This is a genomic window from Micromonospora sp. NPDC047527, assembly GCF_040643015.1.
GTDB lineage: Bacteria > Actinomycetota > Actinomycetes > Mycobacteriales > Micromonosporaceae > Micromonospora.
This window is the reverse complement of sequence record NZ_JBEYTK010000001.1, coordinates 1,230,490-1,245,032: the sequence shown is the minus strand read 5'-3', so window position 1 is coordinate 1,245,032 and position 14,543 is coordinate 1,230,490. Positions and strand designations below refer to the sequence as shown.

Below are 14,543 nucleotides of genomic sequence, written 5' to 3'. Positions count from 1 at the left end.
GAACAGGGGGGAGGCCTGTGACCCTCGCGGTCTGCGCGGACGTCGGCTCGACGTACACCAAGGCGGCCGTGGTGGACCTGACCGCCGGTGTCCTGGTGGGTGCGGCGGCCGCGCCCACCACGGTGGGCAGCGACGTGCTGCACGGCCTGGACGCCGCGGTCGCGGCGGCCACCGCCGAGCTGGGCGTGGGTGACGTGCCGTGGTACGTGTGCTCGTCGGCCGGCGGTGGGCTGCGGCTTGCCGTGATCGGCTACGAGCCGCTGGTCACCGCGCAGGCCGGCCGGCGGGTCGGGTTGTCCGCCGGCGCGCACGTGGTGCACGTGGCCGCCGGGCGCCTCGGCGGCGCCGACCTGTCGGCCCTGCGCGCGGCCCGACCCGACGTGGTGCTGCTCGTCGGCGGCACCGACGGCGGCGACGCCGACACGATCATCCACAACGCGACGCGGCTGGCCCGGGCCCGCTGGCGGGTGCCGGTGGTGCTGGCAGGTAACGGCGACGTGCGTGCCGAACTGACCGGGCTGCTGGAGGCCGCCGGGGTGCCGGTGACGGGCGCGGACAACGTGCTGCCCCGCATCGGGGTGCTCGCGCCGACGTCGGCGCGGGCGGCGATCCGCGCGGTGTTCCTGCGGCACGTCATCGGCGGCAAACGGCTGTCGAGGGGCGGCCGGTTCGCCCAGTTGGTGCGCGCGGCCACCCCCGACGCGGTGCTCACCGGCGTGGAGGTCCTCGCCGACACCATCGGTGGGGACCTCGCCGTCGTCGACGTGGGTGGGGCCACCACCGACGTGTACTCGGTGCTCACCCCCGACGAGCGGGCCACTGGGCCGGGTCGGGAGGTCGCCGGCAGCCTGTGGCGGGCCCGCACCGTGGAGGGCGACCTGGGCATGCGGTGGAGCGCCCCCGGGGTCGTACGCGCCGCCGTGGAGGAGCGGCTGCTCGCCGCCGGTGACGCCGACGACCTGACGGCGGCTGCGGCGCGGCGGGCCGCCGACCCGGGGTTCCTGGCCGCCGACGACGCCGAGCGGGCCGTGGACCGGCGCATCGCCACCCTCGCCGCGACTGTCGCGTTGCGCCGGCACGCCCGGGGCGCCGCCACGGGGGAACGCGCCGGCCGGGACCTGCGCGACGTGCGGCTGTTGGTGGGCTCCGGTGGGGTGCTGCGCCACGCGGCCGAGCCGGTGTCCGCTCAGGTGCTGGCGGCGGTCCTCGCCGACCACGCCGGCGGGTGGGCGCTGCCACGCGCCGCCCGCGCCGTGGTGGACGTGGACTACGTGTTGGCCGCCGGTGGGCTGCTCGCCGAGGAGCACCCGACGGCGGCGGGGGCTCTGCTGCGCAAGCATCTGGGCACGCAGTGAGACACGCCGACCCGACACGCCGTGGCGCAAGACACGACAGGCCGGGGGTGGGTTGACAGGAGGCGGGGTGCAGCACGTACCGTCTTTGAGTCCTACCACGGGAAGCGGCTGTTGTTCGCTTCGTCCCTTCGTCCGCTGGCCGAGCGACATTTTGAGCGTCATCGTCGCGGCGGCCAGGTCCAGCGGGCGGGGGTCGGCGGGGCGGCGCGAACCGGTCGCGGTTACCGGTGTACGGGCAGGGTGAGGTGCACGGCCAGTAGACAACGGCCCGGCGGGGGCAGCCAGTCCGCGTCCGGTCGGTCCGAAGGTCGGCGTGCCTCGTCCTCGCCACACCGGCCGGGGAGGGCCTGGGAGCATCGGGGCGCGGCGCGAGCCGCGCCCCGATTTCATGTCCGCCGGGCGGTCTGTCCCCGGCAGCCCGATGCGGCCGATGTGCCCGCCGGCCAGGTAGCCTTCGCCCCGTGATCGAGGGGACGCTGCGGTGACGACGCTGGACCGGGATGAGACCCACGCCCCGGCGGTACGGCCACGCCCGGTTGTCGCCGGACGGCCGCTGCCGCTGATGGTGGCCGTGCCGATGGCTGTCGTCGCCGGGTTGGCGCTGCTGCTGGCGTTCCCGCCGTACGGGGTGTGGCCGCTCGCGCCCGTCGGGGTGGCGTTGCTGGCCGCCGCCGCGCACCGGCGGCGGTTGCGCGGTGGCGCCGGCGTGGGCTTCCTCACCGGGGTGGCGCTGTTCGGGCCGCTGCTGGCCTGGACGAACCTGCACACCGGCTACCTGCCGTGGGTGCTGCTGTCGCTGTTGCAGGCCGGTTACCTGGCGCTGCTCGGCGCGGCCACCGCCTGGGTGTCGCCGCTGGCCGACCGGGGCCGGTGGGCGTGGCCGGCGTTGACCGGGCTGCTGTGGGTCGGGCAGGAGGCGCTGCGCGACCGGACCCCGTTCGGGGGTTTCCCGTGGGGCCGGCTGGCGTTCAGCCAGGACGAGTCGCCGCTGCTGCGTTTGGCCGCGCTGGGTGGTGCGCCGTTGGTCACCTTCGCGGTGGCCCTCACCGGTGGGCTGCTGGTCACCGCCGCGTGGCGCGCCTGGGCCACGTGGCGCGCCCACCGGGTGCCGGTCGACACCGACCTGACCGACGGCGCACCCGCCGACACCACGCCTGACGACGGCGGCAGCGCCCCGACCGGGGCCGGGTCGGGGCGGCGCTGGACGCCCGTGGTCGCGCCGGCCGCCGCGGCGGTGGCGGTGGTCGCGGCGGGCCTGCTGGTGCCGGTCGCCGCCGCCGGCGACGGCGCGTCGGTCACCGTGGCCATCGTGCAGGGCAACGTCCCGCGTCTCGGGCTGGACTTCAACGCCCAGCGGCAGGCGGTGCTCAACAACCACGTCGACGCCACCATCGAGTTGGCCGGCCAGGTCGCCGCCGGCACGCAACGCCAGCCCGACCTGGTGGTGTGGCCGGAGAACTCCAGCGACATCGACCCGCTGCGCAACCCCACCGCCGGCGCCCGCATCTCCCAGGCCGCCGACACGATCCGCGCACCCATCCTCGTCGGCGCGGTGCTGCTCGGCCCCGACCCCGGGCAGGTCCGCAACGCGGGCATCCTGTGGCGGCCCGACACCGGCGCGGACCTGTCGCAGCTCTACACCAAGCGGCACCCGGTGCCGTTCGCCGAGTACGTGCCGCTGCGCGACGTCGCCCGGATGGTCAGTGACAAGGTCGACCTGGTCCGCAACGACTTCGTGCCGGGCAGCACCCCGGGCGTGGTGCGCGCCGGCCAGGTGGTCCTGGGCGACGTCATCTGCTTCGAGGTCGCCTACGACGAGGTGGTCCGCGACACCGTCACCGGCGGCGCGCAACTGCTGGTGGTGCAGACCAACAACGCCACGTTCGACGTGGCCGAGGCCCGCCAGCAACTGGCCATGGTGCGGTTGCGGGCGGTGGAGCACGGCCGGCCGGCGTTGATGGCCTCCACGGTCGGGGTGTCCGGGTTCGTCGCCCCCGACGGCCGGGTAAGCGACGCTACCGGGTTCAACACCCGGGAGGTCGTGGTGCGGGAGCTGCGACTCGACGACGGACGGACGCTCGCCACCCGTCTCGGCTGGTGGCCGGAGCTGGCCCTGGCCGGGTTGGCCGTGGCCGCCCTGGTCGGCGCGGGGGTGCTGCGCCGCCGCCAACGGGTCGTGCCCGGGTAGCAACAGCCGGTACGCCGGCGGGAGCGGAGGAACCGTGATCCAGGCGACCGATACGATCCGGCGTCCGGACGAGGTGCCCGGCGTGGGCCGGGTGCTGGTGGTGATCCCCACCTACAACGAGGCCGACAACGTGGCGGCGATCGTGGGTCGGGTCCGCCGAGCCACCCCCGCCGTGCGGATCCTCATCGCCGACGACAACAGCCCCGACGGCACCGGCGCGATCGCCGACGGCCTCGCCGAGAACGACGCCCACGTGCACGTGCTGCACCGCAAGGGCAAAGAAGGGCTCGGCGCGGCGTACCTGGCCGGTTTCGGGTGGGCGCGCGAGCACGGCTATCACGCGGTCGTGGAGATGGACGCCGACGGCTCACACGCCCCGGAGGACCTGCCGGCGCTGCTGGAGGCCGCCCGGGACGCGGACGTGGTGATCGGGTCCCGCTGGACCAGCGGGGCGCGGGTGGTGAACTGGCCGCTGCGGCGGCTCCTGCTGTCGCGCGGCGGCAACCTGTACGCGCGTCTCGCGCTGGGCATGCCGGTCTCCGACGCCACCGGCGGGTACCGGGTGTACCGGATCAGCGCCCTGGACGCCATCGACCTGGCGTCGGTGTGCTCCCAGGGCTACTCGTTCCAGGTGGAGCTGTCCCGCCTGGCCCACCGGGCGGGTGTGCGGATCGTGGAGGTGCCGATCACGTTCGCCGAGCGGGAACGCGGTGACAGCAAGATGAGCCCGCGCATCGTGGCCGAGGCGCTGTGGCGGATCACCCGCTGGGGTGTGCAGGACCGGCGCCAGGCGGTACGCCGGGGCGTGCACGGCACCCCCACCGGTCAGGCGCGGTGGCCGTGAGCGCGGCCGTGTCATGCTGGATGAGCGGCGCGTGTCAGGTGCCGCGCGACAGCGATGAGGTGAGATGCGGCGAGGACTGAGGTTCGTACCGGTTGCCCTGCTGCTGGCGGTGATGCTGGAGCTGGCGGCGTTCGTCCTGTTGGGGCGGGCGGTGGGGTTCGGCGTGGCGGTGCTGCTGGTGTTCGCCGCGTCCCTGCTGGGGTTGGTGCTGCTGCGCCGGGAGGGGATGCGGGCCTGGCGGGGGTTCCGCACCGCCGCGCAGGCCGGTCAGCCGCCGGGACGGCAGGTGACCGATGGGCTCGTGGGGTTGGCGGGTGCGCTGATGCTGGCGGTGCCGGGGCTGGTCAGCGGCCTGGTCGGGTTGCTGCTGATGGTGCCGCCGGTGCGTCGGCTGGTCCGAGCCGGGGTGCAACGCGGCGCCGAGCGGCGGGTGTCGTCGATGGTCGCCGGTGACCTGTTCGGGCCGCGGACGGTGCGGGTGCGTCAGGGCGCGCCGCAACCGACGCCGCAGCCGGAGCCGGAGCAGCCGGTCGTGGTCGACGGCGGCCAGGCCATCGAGGGTGAGATCGTCGAGCCCGGCCACCGCAACTGAGGCATACACGCGTCGGCGCCCCCGGGGACTTCCCCGGGGGCGCCGACGCGTGTGGTGGTGCGGCTGCTCAGGCGCGGCCGCGGCGGGTACGGACCTCCTGGAGCCGTTCGGCGAGGATGTCCTCGAGCTCGGCGATCGAGCGCCGCTCCAGCAGCATGTCCCAGTGGGTACGCGGCGGCTTGGCCTTCTTCTGCTCCGGCTCGTTGCCGTCGACGAGTCGAGCGACGCTGCCGTCGAACTTGCACTCCCAGGTCGTCGGGACCTCGGCGTCGACGGCGAACGGCACCTCGAACTGGTGGCCCTTGGCGCACAGGTACTCGCGGGTCTGACGCGGCGCGAGCTCCGTGTTGCGGTCGGATTCGTAGCTGACCGCGCCGAGCCGGCTTCCGCGCAGCATACGCTCGCCCATGATCGACTTCCCCTCGTTCGTGGTGCTGGTCTTCTGGGTGTAACGGTGGGTTCCCGTCGCCTCATTCCCGCCCGAGGGCGTGAGGCGCCCACGGGTGGGCCGCAACCAAGGGTAGCCGGCCTGGCCGGCTACCCGACCGGGTGATCCCGGGCGGGTCTCGGCGGTGGCGGGTGATGGCTGCCACCGGGGATGTTAACCGCCCGGACGCGGTGAAGGTTGCGCCGGCGTCCACCGGCCGGCAACCCTACCGCCCGCACCGGCGCCGCACCGGTCAGCGGGCCGCCTCGTCGGGGGCGGCGGCGCCGAGTCGGGCCAGCGCCAGAGCGAGGTCGCTGACCTGGTCACCGAGCTGCGCCACCCGCCGCTGGGCCAGGTCACGGTCGGTTTCGGCGGCGTCGAGGCGTACCGACAGGGCGGTGAGCCGGCCCTCGGCGGTGGCCGCGGCCTGCCGGACGGCCGTCAGATCGGCGGCGAGGGCGTCGCGCTGCGCGGCCGTGGCGGCCAACTCCGCGCGGAGCCGGGCGGCGACCTCGGCGGCCTCCTGCCGGGCGTCGTCGGCCTCACGGGCGGCGACCTGGGCGCGGTCGCGCGCCCGGTCGGCCTGCTCGCGGGCGCGGGCCGCGTCGGCTGCCTCGGCGCGGGTCCGCGCGGCGTCGGCGCGGGCCTGGTCGATCTGGCGGCGAACGTCCTGCACCTCGCTCTGCCACCGCCCGGCCCGCTCGGTCGCCTCGGCGGCGACCCGTGCGGCCCGCTCGGCCTCGGCACGCACCCCGTCCCGCTCGACGGTCAGGTCGGCCACCCGCTGCCGCTCGGCGTCGCGTTCCGCCCGCAGGTCACGCACCTCGACGCGGGCCTGGTCCCGGTCCCGTTCGGCCTGGGCGCGCAGCGCCTCGGCGGCGCTGGCGTCGTGCCGCGCCTGGTCGCGGGCAGCCTCGGCGTGCTGCGCCCGCTCCTCGGCCGCGGTGGCCTGCCGCCCGGCCCGCTCGGCGCGCTGCCGGGCGTCGTCCGCCTCGGCGAGGGCGGCGCGGGCCTGCTCCCGGGCGCGCGCCGCGTCGGCCGCCGCGTTCTCGGCGTCGTCGCGGGCCTCGTCGCGTTCGGTCTGCGCCGCCGCGATCTCGGTGGCGGCCTCGGCGCGCACCTGGGCGACCTGCCGCTGCACACCCACCGGGGACAACTCGGCGTGCAACGCCTCGGTCAACGTCTCGACGACCTGGTCGAGCCGGTCCACCGCCTCCCACGTGCGGGCCACCTGACCGGGCAGGCCCGGGGCGTTGCGGTGCCGCATCCGGCTGTTGCGAGAGGCACGCTGGCAGGCGCCGTCGTTGTCCCGGCAGTAGCGAAACGGTCGACCCGCGCCGACCCGCTGCGGCACCGGCCGTCCACAGTGGGCGCACGGGCGGGTGTCGGTGGTGGTGGGCTCGGCGTCCATCGAGGTCGCAGTCTAGTGCCGGGGCGCCGACGGGTCAGGTCGCGGTCCGGGCGGTCGCGTCGAGGGTGTAGCGGCGTTGCAGCAGCAGCGCCGCGAGCATCGCCACCGCCGGCAGCAACCCGAAGCCGTAACGGACCGCCGCGAGCGCCGCATCCGGCTGCACCGGCGACTCACCGGCCGTCGAGGCCACGAAACCCCCCACGGCCAGGCACAGCGCGTACGCGTACGGGCCGAGCGCCGCGCCGGTGGCCTCGGCGGCGGTCCACACCCCGGTGTAGGTGCCCGCGCCGGTCGTGCCGGCAGCGCTGGCGCCCGTGGCGGTCGTGGTGGTGTCCGTGCCGGCCGTGGTGGTGTCCGTGCCGGCCGTGGTGGCGGCGCGGATCACGTCGGGCAGCATCGAGAACGGCAGCAGCTGCATGCCGGCGAACGCCACCCCGAGCACCGCCACCGCGCCGATCAGCAGCGGCAGCCCGGCCGGCCGACCCACCGCCAGCACCAGCGAGCCCACCGCGAACGCGCCCTGCGCGCCGAGCAGCGCCCGCTGCTTGCCGACGCGGCGGGCCAGCACCAGCCACCCCGGGGTGACCAGCAGCGCCGGCGCGACGAACGCGGCCACCAGCACCGTGGTGAGGCCGGGCGCCCGCAGCTCGTACTCGGCGTAGTAGGGCACCCCGGCCAGCACCAGGTGGGTGGTGGTCGACATGGCCAGGTACGCGGCGACCAGCCAGCGGAACTGCCGATCGCGCAACGCCGTGCGCAGTGCCCGCCAGCCGCCGTGCCCCGCCGGTGTGGGGGTCGCCGCGGAGCCGCGCAGGCGGGCGATGCCGGCCACGCCGACGAGCATGGCGGCCAGCATCCCGACCGCGAGGACCACGCCCATCCGCTGGTAGCCACCCCGGGTGGCGGCGTCACCGCCGGTCAGCAGCGGGGCCAGCAGCCCGGACACCAGGATGCCCAGGGTCAGCACGACCATCCGGAACGCCATCAGCCGGGTGCGCTCGTGGTAGCCGATCCGCAGGTCGGCCGGGGTGGCCAGGTAGGGGACCTGGTAGGCGGCGAAGAGCAGGTTGCCGGCGACGAAGAACACCGCCACCCACGCGGCGGCCGGCGCGCCGGTCAGCCCGCCGGGCACCGCGAAGAGCGCGGCGAACGCGATCGGCAGGGCGCAGCCGAGCAGCAGCAGTCTCCGCCGGTCGCCCCGGCGGCTCTGCTCGACGTCGGCGCGGTGGCCCACCCAGGGGTGCAGCAGCACGTCGGCGATCTTCGGCAGCAGCAGCGCCAGACCGGCCAGCCACGGCGCGACGGCCAGCACGTCGGTGAGGAAGTAGAGCAGCAGCAGGCCGGGCACGGTCACCCAGACACCCATGCCGAGCGAGCCGGCCGCGAAACCGGCCAGGGGGCCGCGGGGCAGCGTCGTGTCGGTGGCGGCCACGGGCCGCCGGTCGAGCCCGGTCATCGCCGCATCCTCTCCGCAATCCAACGGTTGCTGGATTCTAGGGGCAGAATGGCGGCCATGACCATGCCCCGACGCCGTCCGGGTCGGCCCCGACGCGAGGAGACCCGACCGACCCGCGAGGTGGTGCTCACCGCCGCCACCGCGCTCTTCGCCGAACGCGGCTTCGACGCCGTCGGGCTGCGGGAGGTCGCCGCCGCCGCCGGCGTGGACGTCGCCACTGTCGCGCACCACACGGGTACGAAGGCGGCGCTGTACGACGCCTGCTTCGCCCGGGTGTTCACCGCCGAGCGGGAGGTGCTCACCGGGGCCACCGAGCGGGCGCGCACGGCCCTCGACGCCGGGCCGGACGCGGCGCGGCAGGCGCTGCACGATCTCGTCGACGTGTTCGTCGACTTCCTGGAGGACCACCCGGAGACCACCGCGCTGTGGCTGCGCCGCTGGCTGGAACCGCAGCGTCACACCGAGCTGGACCAGCGCTACGCCGAACCGCTGTACCGGCTGGTGGCCGAACTGCTCACCGCCGCGGCGGCGGCCGGCGCGCTGACCGAGCCGACCCCGCACGTCACCGTACGCAGCCTGGTCTGGGCCACCCACGGGCACGTGGTGGCGCTGGCCGCCGGTGCGCCGGGCGCCCGGGAGCGGCGCGAGTTCCGCGCGTTCGTGCACCGCCTGCTCGACGGGCTGTACGGACCGCCGGTCGCTTGACGGGCCGCCCCCGCGCGACGATTATCCATCGGACGTTGGATTAAATGGGGGCAGCGATGCAGGCACCACCCAGGGTGGCGGTGATCGGCGCCGGCGCGGCCGGACTCGCCGCCGTCAAGGCACTGCGCGACGCGGCCGTGCCGACCGTGTGTTTCGAGGCCACCGACCAGGTCGGCGGCCTCTGGGTGTACGGCGCTCCGGACTCGCCCGCGTACCGCACGCTGCACCTGAACACCAGCCGGGGCCGCACCGAGTTCGCCGACCACCCGATGCCCGCCGACTGGCCCGACTACCCCGACCACCGCCGCGTCGCCGGCTACCTGGCCGACTACGCCGACCGGTTCGGCCTGCGCGACGCCATCCGCCTGCGGCACACCGTCGAGCGGGTCACCCGCGATCCCGCCGGCACCTGGACGGTGACCGCCAACGGTCCGGACGGGCCGGTCGAGGTCACCGTCGAGGCGGTGGTCGTCGCCAACGGCCACAACCGGACGCCCCGACTGCCCGACCCGGCCTACCCCGGCACCTGCACGGCCGAGCAGCTGCACAGCCACGACTACCGGGGCCCCGAGCAGTTGACCGGCAAGCGGGTCCTGGTCGTGGGCGGCGGCAACTCGGCGATGGACATCGCGGTCGACGCCTCGTACGCGGCCGAACGCACCCTGCTGTCGCTGCGCCGAGGCGTCTGGGTGGTGCCCAAATACCTGCTGGGCCGCCCCTCGGACACCCTCAACGGCGCGCTGGCCCGCCGGCTGCCGTGGCGACTGCGCCAGCGCATCAGCCAGACCATGCTGAGCGCCACCGTCGGCAGCCCGACCCGCTACGGGTTGCCCGCGCCGACGCACGGCTTCCTCCAGGACCATCCGACGCTCTCCGACGGGTTGCTGTCCCGGCTGACCCACGGCGACGTCGAGGCCCGGCCTGGCGTCGCCGCCCTCGACGGCGACCGGGTCGACTTCACCGACGGCCGCAGCGACCACGTCGATCTGATCGTCTGGTGCACCGGCTACCGGGTGGAGATCCCGTTCCTCGACCCGGCGCTGCTCGGCGGGGCCGCCGACACCCTGCCGCTGTACCGGCACGTGTTCCACCCCGAGGCTCCCGGCCTGACGTTCGTCGGGCTGATGCAGTCCACCGGGTCCGCGTTTCCCCTGGTGGAGGCGCAGGCCAAGCTGATCGCCGCGCAACTGACCGGCCGGTACGCGCTGCCCGACCCGGAGCGACAGCGGGCCGCCTGCCGGGCCGAGCTGCGAGCCGCGACCGCCCGCTGGGGTCAGCGCCGCCCGGCGATGCGGGTGGACTTCGACGCGTACCTGGCCGAGCTGACCCGCGAGCTGACCGCGGGCGCCCGCCGCACGGGAGCCGGACGGTGACCGGGTTGACCGGCCGGCGGGTGCTGGTCACCGGGGCGAGCGGCACCTTCGGCCGGCACCTCGGCGCTGCGCTGAGCGCCGCCGGCGCCCGGGTCGTGGGGCTGGACCTGCACGCGCGCCCCGACGAGGACCTGCCGGTGCTCGGCTGCGACCTGACCGACCCGACCGCCGTGCCACCGGCCGTGCAGGCCGCCGTCGACCGGCTCGGCGGGCTCGACCTGCTGATCAACAACGCCGGGGTCGGTGGCCCCGCCCCGGCCGAGCTGCCGCCCGACGAGGTGGTGCACCGGCAACTGGAGGTCAACCTGCTCGCCGCGTGGCGGACCACCGCCGCGGCGCTGCCCGCGCTGGTCACCGCCCGCGGACGGGTGATCTTCGTGGCCAGCCGGATGGCGGTGCTGCCGCTGCCGCTCGCCGCGGCGTACGGGGTCAGCAAACGGGCCCTCGTCGCGTACGCCGACGCGCTGCGCCACGAGGTCGGCACCCACGTCGGCGTGAGCGTCGTCTACCCGAGCATGGTGGCCTCACCGATCCACGACAGCACCGCCGAGGCCGGCCTGTCCCTGCAGGGGGTGTCCCGGCCCGAGCCCGTCGCCGGTGTCGTCGCGGCGATCCTGCGCGCCGCCACCGCCCGCCGCGCACCCCGGGACGTGGCGACCACGACACGCGGCCGGCTGGAGCTGGCCGTCGGCCGGCACGCGCCCGCGCTGGCCGACCGGCTGGTACGTCGTACCCTCGCGGCCCGCCTCGCCGCCGGCGACCTGGACGCCGCGCCGCTGGCCGCCGGGATGGTGCGCCGGCACCGCGATCTCGACCGCTGACCCCTGCTACGTCCGCATCAGCGCGCGGCCGCGGGCTGAGCGCCGATCCTGTGTGCCTGGTCCGTCACGGCTGCCAGGAAGGCAGTGAGAGCGGGAGCCGGCGGGGTGTCTCGGGTGGCGGCGAACAACCGCCGCTTGAGGGTGGCTTCGGCGACATCTCGGATCGCGAGCGCGGGGTCGTCGCGGGGCACGGTCAAGGTCGGCATCAGGGCAACGGCGGCAGCGGCACGGACGAGTTCGAGTTGAACGTCCGCGTCGCTGCAGCGGTGCCGCAGGTCGGGCTCGTAACCGCCGAGAGCGCGGCAGGTCCCGACGACCATGGCGTGGTGGCCGGTGCCCTCGGCTGAGGCGGCCCAGATGTCGGATCGCAGGTCGGTCACCGCGACGGGTCCGCCGGGCTGGGCGAGGGGATGCGCTGCGGGCAGGACGATCTTCAGGCGCTCTTCGAGCAGGAGGGTGAAGCGGAGTCCGGCGGGGCGGGGGCGGGGGTGGCTGTCGTACTCGTCGCCGATGACGAGATCGACCGCGCCCAGGCGTAGACCTGGCAGGGACTGTTCGAGCTCCAGCTCGAAGATCTCCACGCGGACCTGCGGGTGGTCGGCCTTGATGCGGGCCACCGCCGGGACGAGGAGGCGGCGGGCCGCCGACTGCAGGCCGCCGGCACGCACGGTGCCCCGGATATCGCCGCTGAGGGCGGCAAGGTCGGCTTCTGCCGCCTCGGCCGCCGACAGCAGCACCCGCGCGTGCTGAGCGAGAAGGTGTCCGGCGTCGGTGAGCCGCACACCCCGCCCGGCCTTGTCGAACAGGCGGGCGCCGACCTCCTTCTCCAGCAGGGCCAGTTGCTGGGAGACGGTGGACGGGCTGTAGCCCAGAGCCGCGGCGACCGCGGCCAGGGTGCCTCGTTCCTCGAACTCCCGCAGGAAGCGCAACCGCCGAAGACCCAGCTCGATCATGCGGAAATCCTAACGATTCAGCTCCGGGAATCATCGCTAGACCCGATCGGTCACGTCCGAGATCCTTGGCGGCATGGGTGCAGCACTGTGTCTCTTGTCCGCGGCCTGTTTCGGCGCGATGGCGATCTTCGGCAAGCTCGCCTACGACGCTGGCGTCTCACCCGGGTCGCTGCTACTGGTCCGCTTCACCCTGGCCGCCGTCCTGCTCGGAATCGTCCTCCTGGTGCGGCCGGGAATGCGCAGCGCCACGTCCGGCACTCCCTCGGGTGAGGCGGCCGGTCAGCCGACGATGACGCGCTCCCGGGTGCTGGCCATCGCCGTCGGTCTGGGTGCCATCGGGTACGCCACGCAGGCGAGCCTGTTCTTCTCCGCGTTGCAGCTGATGGACGCCTCGCTGCTGGCCCTGATCCTCTACACCTACCCGGTCATGGTCACCGTGGCAGCGGTGTTGCTCGGCCGTGACCGGCTCACACCCGCGCGGGGCGCCGCGCTGGCGGCGGCCTCCGGCGGAACACTGCTGGTCCTGCTCGGGGCCGGCGCCGTGAGTTTCCACCTGCTCGGGGCGCTGCTGGCCTTCGCCTCCGCGATCACCTACACCGTCTACATCCTCGTCGCCGACACCGTCGTGCGACGGCTGGCACCCGTGGTGCTGTCCGCCCTGGTGATGACCGGTGCGGCCGGCACTCTCGGCGCCCGCGCCCTGTTCACCGGCGGCGTCGACCTCGACTTCGAGGTGGCGGGATGGTTCTGGCTGGCCTGCATCGCCGTGGTCTCCACCGTCGTGGCGATGCTGAGCTTCTTCGCCGGGCTCAAGCGCACCGGCCCGTCGGCCGCCGCCATCCTGTCCACCTTCGAGCCCGTCGTCACCGCCGCTCTGGCCGCGCTCGTCCTCGGCGAGTCCCTGACTCCGGTGCAACTCGCTGGCGGCGCGCTGGTGCTGTCCTCCGTCGTCGTCCTCCAACTCCGACGCACCGGCAACCGCCGCCCGGGCCCGAGCACGCGTCGAGCGTCCGACCCCGGGCCAACCCACCAGAGGTCAGCCGGTGGCGACCGCCGCGCGGGACCGGTCGGCGGCGATCCGCACGGCCAGCGCCGCGAGCGCCGTCCCGGTCACCCAGCGCTGCACCCGCAGCCACAGCGGCCGGCGGGCGAAGAACCCGGCGAGGGAGCCGGCGGTGAGCACGATCAGCGCGTTCACGGTCAGCGCCACGGTGATCTGGGTCAGGCCGAGCAGCAGGCTCTGCGCCGCCAGGTGCCCCCGCGCCGGGTCGATGAACTGCGGTAGCAGCGACACGTAGAGGATGGCGATCTTCGGGTTCAACAGGTTGGTGACCAGGCCCATCGTGAACAACCGCCGGGGCGGGTCCGGCGGCAGCGGCGCGGGCGTGAACGGGGACTTCCCACCCGGGCGCAGCGTCCGCCAGGCCAGCCAGAGCAGGTAGCCGGCCCCGGCGAGCTTCACCACCGCGTACAGCGTCGGCACCAGGACGAAGACGGTGGCCAGCCCGGCGACCGCCGCTGCCAGGTAGACGCCGAACCCGGCGGCCACCCCGAGCAGCGAGACCAGGCCGGCCCGGCGGCCCTGCGCCACCGACCGGGAGATCAGGTAGACCATGTTCGGGCCGGGCGTGAGCACCAGCCCCAACGCCACCAGCGTGATGCCCAGCAGTGCACCCGTACCCACCATGACAAACCCCCCTGCCCCATGATCACTGACACTGACCGTAGGCAGGGCGGTCACCTCCGGCCCAGATCCACCTCCGCGACGGTGGCCTGCCGCGCCAAACCGGTCACCGGGGGCGTGAACCACCTGCTGGACGTCCGCCGGGAATGGTCGACGGCCCGTCCGCGCTGATCCGTTGCGGTGCGTGTCGCCGGCCGGAGGCGGCGCGTTACGGTGGCCAGGGGAGGTGCCGCAGGGTGACCGAAGCGTGGGACGCGGCCGTGGAGGCGCAGATCCGGGGAGCCGTGCAACGCGGCGAGTTCGACGACCTGCCCGGCATGGGCAAGCCGATCCCCGGCAAAGGCGCCCCGTACGACGAGTCGTGGTGGATCAAGAGTTTCCTGGAGCGCGAGGCGCTGCCCAGCGACCTGCTGCTGCCCACCCCGCTGCAACTGCGTCGACGCGTCGAACAGGTCCCCGACGAGGTCCGCGACCTGCCCACCGAACAGTCCGTGCGGGACTTCGTGGCGCAGCTCAACGCGCAGATCTTGGCCTGGCTGCGCAACCCTGACGGCCCCCGGGTGGTGGTGCGTCCGGTGAACGCCGACGAGGTGGTCCACCGTTGGCGCGCCGAGCGCACCCGACGCGAGGTCCGCCCGCCCGCCGCCGAGCAGGCGACGGTCGTCGCGCCGGCCCGGCGACCCCGGCGCGGCTGGTGGCTGCGCTGGCGCCGCCGCGGCTGACCCCCACGGCGG

13 protein-coding genes and 1 pseudogene are annotated in these 14,543 nt (G+C 75.0%); 9 read left to right on the top strand and 5 right to left on the bottom strand.

Annotated features, from left to right (window positions below; all coding sequences use genetic code 11):
* Positions 1 to 17: 17 nt before the first annotated feature.
* The 4 genes from ABZ808_RS05415 to ABZ808_RS05400 all read left to right on the top strand — a co-directional run bounded on the left by ABZ808_RS05415 (position 18) and on the right by ABZ808_RS05400 (position 4,979).
* Positions 18 to 1,355 carry a glutamate mutase L gene (locus tag ABZ808_RS05415; protein WP_357001241.1) on the top strand — a complete coding sequence of 446 codons (1,338 nt, stop codon included), beginning with the start codon at positions 18 to 20 and terminating at the stop codon, positions 1,353 to 1,355.
* Between the two features lie 562 nt (positions 1,356 to 1,917).
* Complete coding sequence (lnt, locus tag ABZ808_RS05410; protein WP_357002765.1) at positions 1,918 to 3,543, top strand: apolipoprotein N-acyltransferase; 1,626 nt, start codon at positions 1,918 to 1,920, stop codon at positions 3,541 to 3,543.
* A gap of 34 nt (positions 3,544 to 3,577) precedes the next feature.
* Positions 3,578 to 4,387: a polyprenol monophosphomannose synthase gene (locus tag ABZ808_RS05405; protein WP_357001238.1), complete on the top strand. Its 810-nt coding sequence runs from the start codon at positions 3,578 to 3,580 to the stop codon at positions 4,385 to 4,387.
* A 64-nt stretch (positions 4,388 to 4,451) separates the two neighbouring features.
* Positions 4,452 to 4,979 carry an FxsA family protein gene (locus ABZ808_RS05400; protein WP_357001235.1) on the top strand — a complete coding sequence of 176 codons (528 nt, stop codon included), beginning with the start codon at positions 4,452 to 4,454 and terminating at the stop codon, positions 4,977 to 4,979.
* Positions 4,980 to 5,046: 67 nt separating this feature from the next.
* On the opposite strand, the gene ABZ808_RS05395 is transcribed toward ABZ808_RS05400, so the two are convergent.
* The 3 genes from ABZ808_RS05395 to ABZ808_RS05385 form a co-directional block, all read right to left on the bottom strand.
* The gene (locus ABZ808_RS05395) at positions 5,047 to 5,388 is read right to left on the bottom strand and encodes an RNA polymerase-binding protein RbpA (RefSeq protein WP_007460094.1); all 342 of its coding nucleotides are present in this window, start codon (positions 5,386 to 5,388) and stop codon (positions 5,047 to 5,049) included.
* 271 nt (positions 5,389 to 5,659) lie between these two features.
* Complete coding sequence (locus ABZ808_RS05390) at positions 5,660 to 6,817, bottom strand: hypothetical protein (protein WP_357001232.1); 1,158 nt, start codon at positions 6,815 to 6,817, stop codon at positions 5,660 to 5,662.
* Between the two features lie 34 nt (positions 6,818 to 6,851).
* On the bottom strand, positions 6,852 to 8,273 hold the full coding sequence (locus ABZ808_RS05385; RefSeq protein WP_357001229.1) for an MFS transporter: 1,422 nt from the start codon (positions 8,271 to 8,273) through the stop codon (positions 6,852 to 6,854).
* 57 nt (positions 8,274 to 8,330) lie between these two features.
* Here ABZ808_RS05385 and ABZ808_RS05380 point away from each other — a divergent pair, with 57 nt between their 5' ends.
* The 3 genes from ABZ808_RS05380 to ABZ808_RS05370 are packed head-to-tail and all read left to right on the top strand — an operon-like array spanning position 8,331 to position 11,172.
* Positions 8,331 to 8,978, top strand: a complete 648-nt coding sequence (locus tag ABZ808_RS05380; RefSeq protein ID WP_357001226.1) for a TetR/AcrR family transcriptional regulator — start codon at positions 8,331 to 8,333, stop codon at positions 8,976 to 8,978.
* Between the two features lie 56 nt (positions 8,979 to 9,034).
* Complete coding sequence (locus tag ABZ808_RS05375; protein ID WP_357001222.1) at positions 9,035 to 10,351, top strand: NAD(P)-binding domain-containing protein; 1,317 nt, start codon at positions 9,035 to 9,037, stop codon at positions 10,349 to 10,351.
* Positions 10,348 to 11,172, top strand: a complete 825-nt coding sequence (locus tag ABZ808_RS05370; protein ID WP_357001219.1) for an SDR family NAD(P)-dependent oxidoreductase — start codon at positions 10,348 to 10,350, stop codon at positions 11,170 to 11,172. The genes ABZ808_RS05375 and ABZ808_RS05370 overlap by 4 nt, the downstream gene beginning before the upstream one ends.
* A 17-nt stretch (positions 11,173 to 11,189) precedes the next feature.
* Here the strand turns inward: ABZ808_RS05370 and ABZ808_RS05365 are convergent, their stop codons facing one another.
* The gene (locus ABZ808_RS05365) at positions 11,190 to 12,125 is read right to left on the bottom strand and encodes a LysR family transcriptional regulator (protein ID WP_357001215.1); all 936 of its coding nucleotides are present in this window, start codon (positions 12,123 to 12,125) and stop codon (positions 11,190 to 11,192) included.
* Between the two features lie 73 nt (positions 12,126 to 12,198).
* Between ABZ808_RS05365 and ABZ808_RS05360 the strand changes: the two are divergent.
* Positions 12,199 to 13,071, top strand: a pseudogene (locus ABZ808_RS05360) (DMT family transporter); the annotation flags it as partial.
* 90 nt (positions 13,072 to 13,161) lie between these two features.
* On the opposite strand, the gene ABZ808_RS05355 reads toward ABZ808_RS05360, so the two are convergent.
* Positions 13,162 to 13,812 carry a LysE family translocator gene (locus tag ABZ808_RS05355; RefSeq protein ID WP_357001212.1) on the bottom strand — a complete coding sequence of 217 codons (651 nt, stop codon included), beginning with the start codon at positions 13,810 to 13,812 and terminating at the stop codon, positions 13,162 to 13,164.
* Positions 13,813 to 14,045: 233 nt separating this feature from the next.
* Between ABZ808_RS05355 and ABZ808_RS05350 the strand changes: the two genes are divergently transcribed.
* The gene (locus ABZ808_RS05350) at positions 14,046 to 14,531 is read left to right on the top strand and encodes a DUF1992 domain-containing protein (RefSeq protein ID WP_357001208.1); all 486 of its coding nucleotides are present in this window, start codon (positions 14,046 to 14,048) and stop codon (positions 14,529 to 14,531) included.
* Positions 14,532 to 14,543: the final 12 nt, after the last annotated feature.